The sequence below is a fragment of the Idiomarina sp. 017G genome, from assembly GCF_004362265.1.
Taxonomy (GTDB): Bacteria; Pseudomonadota; Gammaproteobacteria; order Enterobacterales; family Alteromonadaceae; genus Idiomarina; species Idiomarina loihiensis.
Map to the genome: position 1 here is coordinate 147740 of NZ_SNWT01000006.1, position 15759 is coordinate 163498.

13 protein-coding genes are annotated in these 15759 nt (G+C 48.3%); 9 read left to right on the plus strand and 4 right to left on the minus strand.

Annotation, left to right across the window (positions count from 1 at the left end; all coding sequences use genetic code 11):
- Nucleotides 1–4 precede the first annotated feature (4 nt).
- The 4 genes from DEU30_RS09500 to nadC all read right to left on the minus strand — a co-directional run bounded on the left by DEU30_RS09500 (nucleotide 5) and on the right by nadC (nucleotide 3949).
- Nucleotides 5–1183: a type II secretion system F family protein gene (locus DEU30_RS09500; RefSeq protein ID WP_114982073.1), complete on the minus strand. Its 1179-nt coding sequence runs from the start codon at nucleotides 1181–1183 to the stop codon at nucleotides 5–7.
- A complete protein-coding gene (locus DEU30_RS09505; RefSeq protein ID WP_227016358.1) occupies nucleotides 1170–2357 on the minus strand; it encodes an ATPase, T2SS/T4P/T4SS family in 1188 nt (395 codons plus the stop codon). The genes DEU30_RS09500 and DEU30_RS09505 overlap by 14 nt, the downstream gene beginning before the upstream one ends.
- 125 nt (nucleotides 2358–2482) lie before the next feature.
- Nucleotides 2483–2980, minus strand: a complete 498-nt coding sequence (locus DEU30_RS09510) for a prepilin-type N-terminal cleavage/methylation domain-containing protein (RefSeq protein WP_114982075.1) — start codon at nucleotides 2978–2980, stop codon at nucleotides 2483–2485.
- 99 nt (nucleotides 2981–3079) lie between these two features.
- On the minus strand, nucleotides 3080–3949 hold the full coding sequence (nadC, locus tag DEU30_RS09515) for a carboxylating nicotinate-nucleotide diphosphorylase (RefSeq protein WP_110013584.1): 870 nt from the start codon (nucleotides 3947–3949) through the stop codon (nucleotides 3080–3082).
- A gap of 67 nt (nucleotides 3950–4016) precedes the next feature.
- Between nadC and ampD the strand changes: the two genes are divergently transcribed.
- The 9 genes from ampD to DEU30_RS09560 all read left to right on the plus strand — a co-directional run bounded on the left by ampD (nucleotide 4017) and on the right by DEU30_RS09560 (nucleotide 15667).
- Nucleotides 4017–4565 carry a 1,6-anhydro-N-acetylmuramyl-L-alanine amidase AmpD gene (gene ampD / locus DEU30_RS09520; protein ID WP_034818572.1) on the plus strand — a complete coding sequence of 183 codons (549 nt, stop codon included), beginning with the start codon at nucleotides 4017–4019 and terminating at the stop codon, nucleotides 4563–4565.
- A 10-nt stretch (nucleotides 4566–4575) separates the two neighbouring features.
- The gene (gene ampE, locus DEU30_RS09525; RefSeq protein WP_034818570.1) at nucleotides 4576–5400 is read left to right on the plus strand and encodes a beta-lactamase regulator AmpE; all 825 of its coding nucleotides are present in this window, start codon (nucleotides 4576–4578) and stop codon (nucleotides 5398–5400) included.
- An 85-nt stretch (nucleotides 5401–5485) separates the two neighbouring features.
- Entirely contained in the window at nucleotides 5486–6232 is a 747-nt protein-coding gene (gene pdhR / locus DEU30_RS09530; RefSeq protein WP_034818568.1) for a pyruvate dehydrogenase complex transcriptional repressor PdhR, read from the plus strand.
- Between the two features lie 25 nt (nucleotides 6233–6257).
- Nucleotides 6258–8930 carry a pyruvate dehydrogenase (acetyl-transferring), homodimeric type gene (gene aceE / locus DEU30_RS09535; protein WP_114982076.1) on the plus strand — a complete coding sequence of 891 codons (2673 nt, stop codon included), beginning with the start codon at nucleotides 6258–6260 and terminating at the stop codon, nucleotides 8928–8930.
- Nucleotides 8931–8942: 12 nt separating this feature from the next.
- Nucleotides 8943–10712, plus strand: a complete 1770-nt coding sequence (aceF, locus tag DEU30_RS09540) for a dihydrolipoyllysine-residue acetyltransferase (protein WP_114982077.1) — start codon at nucleotides 8943–8945, stop codon at nucleotides 10710–10712.
- 111 nt (nucleotides 10713–10823) lie between these two features.
- Nucleotides 10824–12251: a dihydrolipoyl dehydrogenase gene (gene lpdA / locus DEU30_RS09545; protein WP_011233721.1), complete on the plus strand. Its 1428-nt coding sequence runs from the start codon at nucleotides 10824–10826 to the stop codon at nucleotides 12249–12251.
- 134 nt (nucleotides 12252–12385) lie between these two features.
- Complete coding sequence (locus DEU30_RS09550) at nucleotides 12386–14455, plus strand: M13-type metalloendopeptidase (RefSeq protein ID WP_114982078.1); 2070 nt, start codon at nucleotides 12386–12388, stop codon at nucleotides 14453–14455.
- A gap of 11 nt (nucleotides 14456–14466) precedes the next feature.
- On the plus strand, nucleotides 14467–14820 hold the full coding sequence (locus DEU30_RS09555; RefSeq protein ID WP_133493658.1) for a hypothetical protein: 354 nt from the start codon (nucleotides 14467–14469) through the stop codon (nucleotides 14818–14820).
- A 43-nt stretch (nucleotides 14821–14863) separates the two neighbouring features.
- Entirely contained in the window at nucleotides 14864–15667 is an 804-nt protein-coding gene (locus tag DEU30_RS09560) for an efflux RND transporter periplasmic adaptor subunit (protein ID WP_227016359.1), read from the plus strand.
- Nucleotides 15668–15759 lie beyond the last annotated feature (92 nt).

Consider the following 15759-nt stretch of genomic DNA (forward strand, 5'->3'; position numbering starts at 1 on the left):
TTAGTTATTGAAACTGCTGCCCCATAGAAAACAGCGGTAAATACATAGCGACCAAAAGAGTGCCTATAATGCCGCCTAAAACGACCATCAGCAAGGGCTCTGCCAGTGCAGTCAGGCGCTCACAATTTTCCTCAAAACGTTGTTGCTTGAAATCGGCAAGTGCGGCGAAGGCATTATCGATTTTACCATTTTGCTCGCCAACTTTAAGAAAACTGAGAGTGCGGGGCTCATTCAGCGCACTGGAACGGAAACTGTCTACCCAACCGTTACCGGACTCTAGTTGCTGATGAATTTGACGCAAGGCTGCTTTATGGGGCAACCAGTTCAGGGACGATTCGGTGCTGAGAATAGCTTGCCGGGTTTCAATACCGGCACGCAGAGCTACTGCCAACCGGTGAAACAGCTGCTGCAGCTTAATATCCTGTAGCAATTGACCAATAACGGGTAATTGAGCAAGTGTGCGTTGGGAGAACAGCGGAGCTTTGTTTTTAACGGTCAAAAGAGTAACTGCCGCAGCTAATATCGCACTGAAAATGACAAATGCCTGCTCTTTCAAAAAAGCTGATGAATTCAGTAAAACGGCAGTGAGCCAGGGTAGTTCGCCTTCGCCAAAAAGCTGAGCAAAGGCAGGCAAAACCCAGCCCATCATCATGAAGCAAACACCAGCTGCCACGAGTAATACAATGACGGGGTAACGCAGCGCTTTGGTTAATTGCTTTTTCAGTTGATGCTGGCGTTTTTCCAGTTCTTGTAACTGCTGTAACGCATCCGCAAGCTGTCCGTTTTGTTCCGCCCAGGCTATGGCATTTATGTCAGCTTTGGGTAACCAGTGTTCATAATAAGTCAGTGCTCGACTGAAAGAGAAGCCATGCTCAATGCTGCGAATACAATCTTCAATTAACCAGCGCAGGCTTCTGGACTTAGTTTCACAAATACTGTGCCGCAGAGCTTCTGAAAGCGGCAGGCCACTCTCCAGTAAACTGGCGGTTTGTTGCAACAGAATGTACCAGAGCGATAATTTAGGCCTAATAAGTTTTCTCTGACGCTTCGATAAGCGTTTCATTTTTGTACAACGGATATGATGTTGCGATAACAGCTGTTTCGCCTGCAACAGTGAGTCTGCATGAACCAGCCCGGATGAATTGCCTGTCTGCCACTGCCAGCAGTGATTAAGAGTCTGCATAACTGAAACGCTCCTTCTCTGCACTGCTAATCAAACCGCTATCGATATAATGCTGTAGCGCCTGCGAAAAATCCGGAAGCTTCAAATGGCCCAGATAGTGGCGCAAATCTTTAATGGAGGCTCGCGAGCTGATTAGTTTCTGAACTAGCTCTTCAGAGTCATCCAACCAGGGCACAACCTCAAACACCGCCTGGCGGTTTTTCTCCGTTTGGTTGTGGCGCTCGGCTACTGGCAGTAAACGTTGGCTGACAATAAGCTTTAATGAGCTGCGAATATCCAGCGGGTTAACACCCAAGGAATGCAAACGCTTTAACGTATCCAGGCAGTTGTTGGTATGCAGTGAACTCAAAACTAAATGACCCGTTTGCGCTGCCTGCACGGCAATTTTGGCTGTCTCTGCATCGCGGATTTCGCCAATAAGGATAACATCGGGGTCTTGTCGGAGGAGGGCGCGTAGAATCGATGCGAAGGTCAGTCTCTGGCGTGTATTCACCATCACCTGACTGCAACCCGGCAGCGGAACCTCAACCGGGTCTTCGACACTGCAGACATTGCTGCGCTCAGTATCCAACTGGTTCATTGCACTGTACAAAGTTGAAGTTTTGCCGCTACCGGTAGGGCCGGTCACCAGAATTAACCCCTGCGTCTGACTTAAACAGCGGGCAAACCAAGCGTACTGTTGTTCCAGCAGGCCGGTTTGCTGTAAGGGGGTAATGTTGTGAGTTGGCTGTAAACATCGCAGCACCAACTTTTCTCCACCGATAACCGGACAGCAGTTTAATCTGAATTCCAGTTGCGTGTTATCACCAGATTGCACGGACAAGCGGCCGTCCTGCGGTTGGCGTTGCTCAGTTAAATCAAGGTTGGCCTGTACTTTAATACGCGAATAAACCTGTTGAGCAAATTCTCGCGCTATAAAATCTAAACGGCGCAGCTGGCCGGCTTCCCTGCCTCTGACAACAACACCTTGGTGCAGAGGTTGCAGATGCAGGTCAGATAATCCTTTCTCAGAGCAATAGAGCAGTAGCTGGTTAACGTACTCGATAGCTGAATCTTTTGGCAGTTGAATACCGGGTAGCCTGCCTTTGCCACGAATCAGCAATACTTTTTTATCGCTGTAAAAGCTCAGTAATACCTCGTCGACCGGGGCAAACCCGGGTTTTTGTACTAACATGAGCCATGTTTTCCCCTGAGCAAAAAGCAGCAAACCATGTTGTTGTAGAAAAGGGTCGTGCTCATTCTCAGAAGAACTCGTCTGCCCGGGCAGGTGGGTGAGTGAACAACAGGCGAACCTAACCATTAGTAGGTTACCTGTTGTTTACAGTTTTGCACCACTGAGCGCATTTCGCTGTAATCGGAACAGGCAATGTTCCAGTCTAAATGCGTATTCTCGGCGTTGGGTGTCAGTTCAATCTGCAGTGGCTGATTATTAATACTCACCGAGTTGAGAGTTAGGCGCACGGCAGCGGATTCGGTCAGACTGAGGTCGCTGAGTTCATCGGGTAGAGGCGACGGTAAGCCGGGGATGCCTTTATTTCCGGCCTGATTGCACTGGTTTAACTGCCCTTCAATTTGCCAGCATAAAGCGATACCCAACTGTAACGGCTGGGCATGGGCTAAAGCTTTACTGACTTTGGCCTGCTGGGTGTAATAGGTGTACGACGGAACGGCAATAGCCGAGAGGATGGCAATGATGGCCACCACGACCATCATTTCGATAAGACTAAAACCCTTACCTGGAAAACGAAAAACGGATAAACGAAGAACGGGTAAACGGTGAAAATGTGCTTCCTGCATAATTCAGCTCCCTGTTTAAGAACAGCAGAACTGTGGTTCACCCGGGCGAATTAGTAAATTCTATTTTCCTGTAAGTTATTGGCTATCCACCGCCATTTTCTAGCTATCTTCTGAAATTCTCATTGATAAATCAATTGCCTGGACGTTCTTTGTCAAAGCGCCGGAGGAGATAAAATCAACCCCGGTGGCAGCCAGTTCCGGCAAACGCTCATCGGTAATATTACCCGAAACTTCTAGTTGCGCGCTGTGCCCGGCATTGTCATGGTTTTGCTGTACGGCCTGCTTAATGTCTTCAATACTGAAGTTATCCAGCATAATCACGTCGGCTTCGGCCTTCAGAGCCTGTCCGAATTCATCCAAATTCTCGACTTCAACTTCCACCGTTTTACCCGGATTCAGGCGTTTGGCCGCAGTTACAGCCTGAGCAATGCCCCCACAGGCAAAAATGTGATTTTCTTTAATCAGGTAGGCATCAAATAAACCAATGCGGTGATTCACACCGCCGCCGCAACGCACCGCGTATTTCTGCGCTAAACGCATGCCAGGCAGAGTTTTTCGGGTATCCAGTAGTTGCGTTTTATAACCGTCGAGCAATTTGCTGTAGTGATAAGTGGTGGTCGCAGTCGCTGATAAGGTTTGTAAAAAGTTCAGCGCCGTGCGTTCACCGGTTAGCAAAATGCGGCTGGGGCCTTTTAAACGGCAGAGCTCCGTATTGGCTTTCACGTTATCGCCGTCTTTTACCAGCCATTCAATTTCCACGTGATTTCCCATTTGGCGAAACACCTGATCAACCCAGGCACAACCACAAATGACAGCGTCTTCGCGGGTAATAATGCTGGCGCGGGACTGGCTTTGTTCCGGAATCAGTTGCGCAGTAATATCATAACTGGCGTCTTCGCCGGATAAATCTTCCTTTAGTGCGGCGCGCACACCGTCCTGAATAGCAAGTTGCAGCTCGGGCTGACTCATAGATGGCTTTACCTTTTAACAGACAATACGGATACTAGGGGGCAAACTTTACCGTTTTGTTGAGCCTGTGAAAAGCGACCCGATAAAAAATCATAAAATAACGACTGCGGTGCAGCATCCGTCCCCGCATTACGATGAGCGCCCACAGACCGCTGAAGTCAGTCTGCTGGTCATTCATTGTATTAGCCTGCCGGAGGGACAATATGGTACACCTTATATCCGTCAGTTGTTTCTGGGCGAACTGGAACCCGGTGCACATCCGGACTTTGCTATTCTGAAAGGGCTGAGGGTGTCGGCCCATTGTGTGATCCGCCGGGACGGTACGCTGGAGCAATACGTGCCTTTTGATAAACGAGCCTGGCACGCGGGTATGTCCCGTTACTGCGGGCGCAGACGATGTAACGATTTCAGTATAGGCATTGAGCTCGAAGGAACCGACCACAGTGCCTATACTCAACAACAATACGAACAATTAATTGCAGTCACTAAGGCGTTAATCAGCACATATCCCAAGTTAAACCGTCGACGTATTGTCGGCCATCAGGATATCGCCCCGGGTCGTAAAACGGACCCGGGCAGTGAATTTGACTGGCAAACCTATTTAAATGCCTTATAAGGAGTCATGAATGGTCCTCATTGCGTTGCTGATTGCATTAAGCGTTGAGCGTTTGTATCACAGCCCGGCCTTTTTGCACTGGTCGTTTTTTCTGGAACGCTGGCAACACTGGAGTGCGGCACGGGTTACAAACGAAAAGTGGGAAAGTGAACCACTGCAACTGGTTCGGCTGCTGGTTCCTGCTTTGGCTGTCGGTTTTCTAGTGGTGTTGTTGGACAACCTGATGGTGACCTTTATTGTCAGTATTTTGTCTTTACTGCTGGCGATCAATTGCGAGCCCGCCCGCAAAAGTTATAAGGCTTATCTAAAAGCCGCAAACCGTGGTGACGAACAACAGGCTAATAAACATCAATTAGTATTAACTGAATTTGCCGGACATCATCAGCCAAAGCAGTTCAGTGACTCGTTAATCTGGATCAATTATCGGCAATATATCGCGGTAATGTTCTATTTTGTGCTGTTTGGCAGTTTCGGCGCTCTGGTATACGCCAGTCTGCGTTACGCGGAAAAACAATTAAGCGAACCGCCGTCGACTAAACCCTGGCAGCAATTTATGTGGTTTGCAGACTGGGTTCCGGCTCGCTTAGCCGGGTTTGGCTTATTAATTGTGGGGCATTTTTCGCGGGCGTTTCCCGTTTGGGTCAAGCACAGTCTGAACCCGCAGGCCGAACCGGATAAACTGTTTTTTAATGTCGCCAGCAAAGCAGAAGACAGCCCTCAGCACCCCGACGACAGAACCGAGCATATTGCTTGTCAGTTGCGCTTAATGCGTCGTCAGCAGATTTTCTGGGTTTGTGTTATTGCCGCCTTGACTCTGACCGGTTGGGTTAGTTAGAGGTTGTACCAGCTGAGAAAAATTTGGGTTCAGCGGGTAAATGATTTAGAATAACCGCATCATTTGGTCTGACCAATTTACCGTTATGCCGGATTTACCCATAAAACAAACGAAGCTATCTGACACTATCGTCGCTCATCTTGAGCAGATGATCGTGGACGGACGGCTTGGTGCCGGGCAAAAGCTTCCGTCAGAACGACAGTTGGCTCAGCAGTTCAATGTGTCGCGCCCGTCGTTGCGTGAGGCTATTCAAAAACTGGAAGCAAAAGGTGTCTTAGAGCGTCGGCAGGGCGGTGGCACTTATGTTATTAACAGCATGAATGAGCAACTGACCGAACCTTTATTTGAATTACTGGCCAAACATCCAGAGTCACAATTTGATTTGTTAGAGTTCCGTCATGCACTGGAAGGCATCTCGTCCTTTTATGCAGCATTACGAGGCACCGAGGCCGATCTGGATCGGATTTCTGAGAGTATAAAAGACTTAGAGAATAGCCGGGCTAACAGCATCGATGATCAGGTCAATGCAATAGTGGAATTCTATCACCGTATTGCAGAGGCCTCGCACAACGTTATTTTGTTGCATGTCATTCACGGCATGCAGGAATTACTGGCCGAAAATATTAGGCAGAACCTGGAAATACTGGCGGGTCGTGACGACTTGCTGGGAAAACTGAATCAACACCGTCAGCAGCTGGTTAGTGCCATTGTTGCCGGTAAACCGGAGCAAGCGCGGGATGCGTGTCATCAACATTTAGCCTATATTGAACAGACATTGTTAAACTTAGGCAAAGAACAGTCACGCATTCAACGTTCGCTACGACGTTCCTGAATTGATAAAAAGGTAAGGAATAGCTATGAGTGAAGAATTAAACAAAGATGTCGACCAGCAGGAAACTCAAGAGTGGTTAGACGCTCTTGAGGGGGTGCTTGAGGCTGAAGGCCCGGAAAGAGCGCACTATCTGTTAGAGCAACTGGTCGACAAAGCTCGTCGCAATGGCGCTTATTTACCCTATAAGCCAACCACGGCATATCTGAATACCATTCCTGCCAGTCAGGAACCCACTATGCCGGGTAACCAGACGCTGGAATCGCGCATTCGTTCAGCCATTCGCTGGAATGCCGCCATGATGGTGTTGCGTGCATCGCAAAAAGGCGAAGAGTTAGGTGGCCACCTTGCCAGTTTTGCTTCTTCGGCGATGTTATACGATGTTGGCTTTAACCATTTCTTCCGTGCGCCAAATGAAGACGATGGTGGTGACTTCCTGTTTATCCAGGGGCATGTGTCACCTGGTATCTACGGCCGGGCCTTCATTGAAGGACGTTTGACCGAAGAGCAATTGAATAACTTTCGTCAGGAAGTCGACGGTAAAGGCTTACCTTCTTATCCGCACCCGAACTTAATGCCGGACTTTTGGCAGTTCCCGACGGTCTCTATGGGCTTAGGCCCAATTCAGGCTATCTATTTAGCCCGCTTCCTTAAGTACCTGACTGACCGTGGCATTAAAGACTGTTCAAAACAACGTGTTTACTGCTTCTTAGGTGACGGTGAAACCGATGAGCCAGAAAGCTTAGGTGCTATTGGTCTGGCTGCTCGCGAGGAGCTGGACAATCTGACTTTCGTTATTAACTGTAACCTGCAGCGCTTAGACGGGCCGGTACGTGGTAACGGTAAAATCATTCAGGAACTGGAGGGTAACTTCCATGGCGCCGGCTGGGAAGTGATTAAAGTTATCTGGGGGCGCTACTGGGATCCGCTGTTGTACCGCGACACCGAAGGTAAATTGCAGCAGTTAATGGAAGAAACCGTTGACGGTGATTACCAGAACTTTAAAGCCAAAGGTGGCAAGTTCACCCGTGAAAACTTTTTTGGTAAGTACCCTGAAACCGAAGAAATGGTCGCCAACTTGTCTGACGAAGACATCTGGCGCTTAAACCGTGGTGGTCACGATCCGGTAAAAGTGTACTCGGCTTACCATAAAGCGGTGAACACCAAAGGTCGTCCACAGGTTATTTTAGCGAAAACCGTGAAAGGTTACGGCATGGGCGCCGCGGGCGAAGGCAAAAACATTGCTCACCAGGTTAAGAAAATGGACTTAGACGCGGTTAAGCACATGCGCGACCGTTTCAATATTCCGTTTGAAGACAAAGAGTTGGAAGACCTGCCTTACTACAAGTTTGAAGACGACAGCGATGAAATGAAGTACCTGAACGAGCGTCGCGAGAAGCTCGGTGGCTATATGCCGGTACGTCGTCCGGAAAGCGATGTAGAGCTGGAATTGCCTGCATTGAAAGCTTTTGATGCGGTACTGAAAGGTTCAGGGGATCGTGAAATTTCCTCAACCATGGCCTTTGTTCGCGTGCTGACCGCGCTGTTGAAAGACAAGAAAATTGGTAAACGTATTGTGCCAATTATTCCGGATGAAGCTCGTACCTTTGGTATGGAAGGCTTGTTCCGTCAGGTAGGTATTTACTCGCACCATGGCCAGAAATACACGCCGCAGGATAAAGACCAGGTGGCTTATTATCGTGAAGATAAGAAAGGCCAGGTGATTCAGGAAGGCATCAACGAGCTGGGTGCTATGGCATCCTGGGTTGCCGCGGGTACCAGTTACTCGTTAAACAACGAGCCGATGATTCCGTTCTACATTTATTACTCTATGTTCGGCTTCCAGCGTGTCGGTGACTTAGTCTGGGCGGCTGGCGACAGCCAGACCCGTGGCTTCCTGGTCGGTGGTACTGCCGGTCGCACAACGCTTAACGGTGAAGGTCTGCAGCACCAGGACGGACACAGCATGGTTCACTTTGGCACGGTGCCAAACTGCATTAGCTATGACCCGACTTACGGTTATGAAATTGCAGTTATCGTGCACGATGGTCTGAAGCGCATGTTTGGCGATCAGGAAAATGTTTTCTATTACCTAACCGTAATGAACGAAAACTACCATCAACCAGAAATGCCGGAAGGTGTCGAAGAAGGCATCATCAAAGGTATTTACGAACTGGATAAAGTGAAGGCCAAGAACAAAGCTAAAGGCGATGTTCAGTTGTTAGGCAGTGGTACTATTTTGCAGCAAGTGCGTGAAGCAGCGACAATCTTGTCTGAAGAGTACGACGTGAACTCAACGGTTTACAGCGTAACTTCATTCAATGAGCTGGCGCGCGATGGTCTGGATACTGACCGTTGGAATATGCTGAACCCTGAGAAGAAAGAAAAAGAAGCCTACATTACGCAAGTGATGAAAAAGGCGAAAGGACCGGCAGTAGCGGCAACTGACTATATCAAGCTGTACGCTGATCAGGTTCGCGCCTGGGTACCAACCTCTTACCGCGTATTAGGTACCGACGGCTTTGGACGCTCAGACAGCCGCGCTAACTTGCGTAAGCACTTTGAAGTGAACCCGCACTATATTGTGGTTGCAGCACTGAAAGAGCTGGCAGACCAAGGTGATATCGATAAGAAAGTGGTAGCTAAAGCTATCAAAGACTACGATATCGACACTGACAAGCTGAACCCGCGTTTAGCATAAGGAGGTACTGAGATGGCCGATCAAATCGAACTCAAAGTCCCCGACGTGGGCGGCGAAGAAGTAGAAGTCATTGAAATTTTGGTCAGTGAAGGCGATACCGTTGAGCAGGAAGACGGTATCGTTACTGTCGAAAGCGACAAAGCTTCCATGGATATTCCGGCGTCTTCAGGCGGTAAAATTACCGAGCTGAAAGTAAAAGTTGGTGACACCATTAGTGAAGGCGATGTGCTGGCTATGATCGAAGCTTCCGGAGGAGCCGACGAATCGGATGAGTCTGACAGCGAAGAAGAAGCTGAAGACAAAACCGATGACAAAGCGGACGAGGAAGAAACCAAAGACAAAGCTGAGGAATCGGAAGATAAACAGGAAGAAGAGAAAGACGAAGACTCTGAACCTGAGAAGAAATCTTCCGGTGGCGGCAGTAAAGTTATCGACGTAGAAGTACCGGATATTGGTGACGAAGAAGATGTTGAAATCATTGAAATCCTGGTGTCTAAAGGTGACTCTGTTTCTGCCGAAGATGGTTTAATTACCCTGGAAACGGACAAGGCGACTATGGATGTGCCTTGCCCTGAAGATGGCGAAATTGAAGAAATGCTGGTGAAGGTCGGCGACAAGGTGTCGCAGGGCTCAGTTATTGCCAAGCTGAAAGTTTCCGGCGGCGCTGATGACTCTGAAGCTGAAGAGAAAGACTCAGCGAAAGAAGAGAAGTCAGAATCTAATAAAGACTCTGGCGAGAAGTCCGAAGATAAAGACCAGAAGCAAGAAAAAGACAGTGGTAGTAGCGTTAAGCCAAGTAGCGAACGCCAGCCGCCGGTTCCTGATCATCCAAGCCAACGTAGCGATCGTAAAGAAGGCATTCTGCATGCGTCACCTGCGGTACGTCGTGTGGCACGTGAATTCGGTGTCGACTTATCGCAAGTGAAAGGCTCGGGCCCTAAAGACCGTATACTGAAAGAAGACGTGCAGGAGTTTGTTAAATACGAACTGTCCCGTCCAAAAGCCGTGGCAGGTGCAACAGGCCAGGGCGGCGGTGGATTGCAGGTTATTGACCCGCCTAAGGTTGATTTCAGCAAGTTCGGTGAAGTGGAAGAAGTTCAGTTGTCGCGCATTCAGCGTAAATCTGGACCTAACCTGCACCGTAACTGGGTGACTATCCCTCACGTAACACAGTTCGATGAGGCCGATATTACTGAGCTGGAAAACTTCCGTAAGTCAGAAAACGAAGTGGCTAAGAAGAAAGATCTGGGCTTCAAGATAACGCCGTTAGTGTTTATTTTGAAAGCGTGTGCCAAAGGCCTGCGTGAGTTCCCGACCTTTAATTCGTCCTTATCAGAGTCTGGTGAATCACTGTACATGAAGAAGTACGTGAACATTGGCGTTGCGGTTGATACGCCAAATGGTCTGGTGGTTCCGGTTATTCGTGATGTCGACAAAAAAGGCATTTACGAGCTTTCGGAAGAACTGGTGGAAATTAGTTCGAAGGCGCGTGACGGTAAGTTGAAAGCAACCGATATGCAAGGTGGGTGTTTCTCAATTTCCAGCCTGGGCGGTATTGGTGGTACAGCCTTTACGCCTATCGTGAATGCTCCTGACGTGGCCATTCTCGGGGTCTCTCGTAACGAGATGAAACCGAAATGGAACGGCAAAGAGTTTGAACCACGTCTGACTCTGCCATTATCGTTGTCATACGATCACCGTGTTATTGATGGTGCTGAGGCCGCGCGTTTCACCGCCTATTTAAGTGGTGTACTGGGAGATATCCGCAAATTGGTGCTTTAAGCACCAATTGGGGTAGGAAATACGAAAAAATTCGCGCTACAATAGCGCCACATTTAGCGTTGACTGAGCGCAGCCGGTGGCTCAACTGGCTGTGACAAAAAAGGGGTTAACATGAGCGACAAAATTACAACACAGGTAGTGGTGTTAGGTTCGGGCCCGGGCGGATATTCAGCAGCTTTCCGTGCAGCTGACTTGGGTCTGGATGTTGTTTTGATTGAGCGTTACAGCACCTTAGGCGGTGTTTGCCTGAACGTTGGCTGTATCCCGTCAAAAGCATTGCTGCACATGACCAAGCACATTGAAGAAGCTCAGCACCTGGCAGAAGAAGGTATTGAGTTTGGCGAACCGAAAATCGACCTGGATAAGCTGCGCAAACACAAAGAAAAAGTGGTTGGCCAGTTAACCGGCGGTCTTGGTCAGATGTCAAAAATGCGTAAGGTAAAAGTTGTTAACGGTTACGGCAAATTTACCGGCAGCAACACCATTAAAGTTGAAGGCGACGACGGCGAAACCGAAGTTAAATTCGATAACGCGATTATTGCTGCGGGCTCTCAAGCCATTAAATTGCCGTTCATTCCACATGACGACGACCGCGTATGGGATTCCACCGACGCGCTGGAACTGAAAGAAATTCCTAAGAAAATGTTGTTGTTAGGCGGTGGTATCATCGCTCTGGAAATGGGGCAGGTTTACGCATCACTGGGTTCTAAGGTTGATGTGGTTGAAATGACGGACCAACTGGTACCGCCAGCGGATGCCGACATCATCAAGAACTTCAACAAGCAAATCAAAGGCCGTTTTGAGAATATTATGCTCAATACCAAAGCGACCAATGTTGAAGCGAAAAAAGACGGTGTGTATGTGACCTTTGAAGGTGATAAAGCGCCAAAAGATCCAGTCAAGTACGACGCTGTACTGGTTGCTGTAGGCCGCGCACCAAACGGTAATAAAATTGACGCAGACAAAGCTGGCGTTAATGTCGACGACCGTGGCTTTATCAAAGTTGATAGCCAAATGCGCACCAATGTTGACCATATCTTTGCCATTGGCGATGTTGTTGGCCAACCCATGTTGGCGCACAAAGCGGTACATGAGTCGCACGTAGCGGCAGAAGTGATATCCGGTAAGAAACACTTCTTCGAACCTAAAGTCATTCCTTCTATCATGTACACCAACCCGGAAGTTGCTTGGGCAGGTGTTACAGAGAAAGAAGCGAAAGAGCAAGGCATCGAATATGATGCAGTGACTTTCCCCTGGTCTGCTTCAGGCCGCGCTATCGCTTCAAACGCACAGCAAGGCATGACCAAGCTTATCTTTGATAAGAACAACCGTATTATTGGTGGTTCTATGTGTGGCACTAACGCTGGTGAATTGTTGGGCGAAGTTTGCCTGGCAATTGAGATGGGCTGTGATGCAGAAGATATCGCTCTGACTGTTCATGCACACCCAACCTTACATGAATCAGTTGGTTTAGCTGCTGAAATTCAGGAAGGTGCTATTACCGATATGCCGAATCCTAAGGCGAAAAAGAAGAAGTAACATTTTGTTACGATAAATCATCGGTAAAACGGCTGCATTCATCGCGAATGCAGCCGTTTTTTTTGCGCTGAATTTAACAATGCGCTAGTTTAGTGGGGTTAAAATAACGAACACAAAAGAAAGGGTAATAACCGATGAAAAAATTAACCGCTGTAGCGCTTGGCGTATCTATGGCTTTAACTCTGGGCGCCTGTTCTCCACAGCAGGAAGAATCAAAACAACAAACCCAGCAGGCCGAAGAAACAAAACAAGAACTGAGCTCGGGCGTTGTACTTGAGAACTTTGATCACAGCGTTAAACCGCAGAATGACCTATTCCGTTATGTAAACGGCACTTGGATTGATAAAACCGAAATTCCTTCTGACCGTTCATCGGTAGGCTCTTTTTTCGATTTACGCGAGCAGAACCAGAAGCGTTTACGCGATATCATCGAATCAGCAGCCTCATCTAACCCTGAACCAGGCACGAACGAGCGTAAAATTGGCGACTTCTTCAACGCTTATATGGATGTTGAAACGCTAAACGAGCTGGGCGCAAAGCCAATTGCAAGCGACTTAGACGCTATTCAGGCACTGCAAGATCATGACTCAGTTGCTGAACATATGGCACGCATGTTCCGTGGTGGCGTTTCAATTCCATTTGGCTTTTATGTTTACCCGGATGCAAAAGACCCACAAATTAACGCGATGTATGTTTCACAGTCAGGCCTTGGTCTGCCAGATCGCGATTATTACCTGAAAGACGATGAAAAGTTTGAAGAGTTTCGTGACGCTTACCTTGAATATGCCGAAGACATTCTGGCAATGGTCGGCGTTGAAAATGCTGATGATGCTGCCGAGCGTATTCTGAAATTAGAGACTCAGCTGGCTGATATTCAGTGGAGCCGAGTAGAAAGCCGTGATGCTGATAAAACCTACAATAAAAAGTCAGCCGATGAAGTTTCTGACATGTTGGCAGGTTTTGATTTTAAACGTTTCATTGATACGTCCGACTTATCTGACGTTGAAGAAATGGTAATTCGTCAGCCATCTTATTTTGAAGAGTTTGGTGAATTATTTAACGACGTTGATTTACAGGCCTGGAAAGACTATTTAAGTTTCCGTCTGGTGAACGAGTACGCTTCTGCGCTAAGCGAAGACATCAGCAAGCGTCGTTTTGAATTTTATGGAAAAACCTTGCGTGGTACACCAGAGCAGGAGCCTCGCTGGAAACGCGCAGTAGACGCAACCAATGGCGTATTAGGTGAAGTGCTGGGTCAGGTTTACGTTAAAGAGTACTTCCCGCCAGAAGCGAAAGAAAAAATGGAAGGTTTGATTGAAAACCTCCGTGACGCTTATGGTCAGTCTATTCGTAACCTGGAGTGGATGACGGACGAAACCAAAGAAAAAGCTTTGGAAAAACTGAAGAAATTTGACCCTAAAGTAGGTTATCCAAGCAAATGGCGTGACTACAGCGAACTGGAAATTTCGTCAACTGACTTAGTTGCTAACTACAAAGCTTACGCTGAGTTCAATTATCAGGAAGAAATTGCCAAAATTGGCGGTCCTGTTGATGAAGAAGATTGGGGCATGACTCCGCAAACAGTCAACGCTTACTACAGCCCTGTACGTAACGAAATCGTTTTCCCGGCCGGCATTCTTCAGCCTCCATTCTTTGATATGGACGCCGAAATGGCGGTGAATTACGGTGGTATCGGTGCGGTAATCGGTCACGAGATGGGACACGGTTTTGACGACCAGGGTGCTAAATACGATGGCGACGGTAACCTGCAAAGCTGGTGGACTGATGCTGATAAAAAGGCGTTCGAGGAACGGACTCAGCAATTGTCTGCACAGTACAGCGAGTATGAACCTATCGAAGGCCTTAACGTTAACGGCGACCTGACTCTGGGCGAAAACATTGGCGATTTAGCCGGCCTGACTATAGCGTACGAAGCGTACAAAATGTCATTAGACGGCGAAGAAGCGCCAGTTCTCGATGGCTTTACTGGCGAACAGCGTGTATTTATTGGCTGGGCTCAGGTATGGCGCGGCAAGTATCGCGAAGATGCTATTCGTGAGCAGGTTATGAGTGACCCGCATTCACCAGCCGTGTACCGTGTGAACGGCACCGTTGTGAACGTTCCGGCGTTTTACGAAGCCTTTGATGTTAAAGAAGGCGACGAGCTGTTCGTTCCTGCTGAAAACCGCGTTACTATCTGGTAATATAGCGGACTATGAAAACACTAACGGTCATCTGGATATTAGTTACAGCATTGCTGGTGGGGAGTTTCTCCTCACCAGCAGTACATGCTATGCCTATGTCAGACGCCGTTAGTACTTCGTCATCTCAGGATATGTCACAGCATGACTGTTGTGATGAGTCCGACATGTCGATGGAACAGTCGAACTGCGATAGCGAAAGCTCATTTTGCCAGCAGTGCGAACAACATTGTGCCGGTCAACTGGCGCTGATAAATCCATTCAAACAACTTTCGCCAGCAGCATCCACGCACGCTGCCGACCCTCTTTACTCAAATCTTCCGGTTATTACTGAAACGCTGATACGTCCACCGAAAAACGCAGTTTAAGCTCAGTTTTTACGTCTTAAACCGTTGTTTTCGAGGAAATACCATGCGTTATTGGATAGCTATATTTGTCCTGATCCCATTTTTAACTTTGGCTCAGGAACAGAATCACAATCATTCAGAAGATCAAAACCCGTTCGAGCAGAGCACCGAATACGTGTGCCCAATGCACAGTCAGGTCGTTCGTGACGAGCCGGGAACCTGCCCAATTTGTGGGATGGATTTAGTCGAGAAAGAGCCTAAACAGGACCCTTCTGAGCATGAAGAAGAAAAAAGCTTCACCGTGCCGGAGTCCAGTCAGCAGGCTATTCGGGTAACCACCGCAAAAGCGGTTCGAAAAGACCTGCAACCGCAGCTTATGGCGCAGGCTCAGGTACGCTGGCAGGAGTCCGCTCAGCGGCATATCCACAGCCGCGCCGAAGGCTGGGTAGAAGAATTACATGCTGACGTTGAAGGACAGTGGGTAGAGAAGGGTGACAAACTCTACAGCCTGTATGCACCAGAATTAGTTGTGGCTCAGGACGACTACCTGCAGTTACTTGATTCACTCTCAGATATCCGTAACGGTAACAGTCAGCAAAGTTTTAAACGCCGCGGCCAGCAGCGTCTGCGTTTGCTCGGTATGAGCGAAGCGCAGATAAAAGGGCTGGAGCAAGGTGGAAAAACCGAATATGTGGTGGACTATTACGCACCGGAGTCCGGCTATATTACCAGCCTGGATATTCAGGAAGGCATGTACGTGTCTCCGGGGCTTAAGTTGCTGACGCTGACGCAGGATAATCAACTGTGGTTCTTTGCCGATGTTCCGGCGCGTTACAGCAAACAGTTAAAAACCGGGCGAATGGCCTAATGCCGATCAGTTAAGAAAAATTTTAGCGATCGGTTGACCGATCCGGCAGAGACTTCAAAATCCGTAGTTAGGTTTTCTAACTACGGATTTTT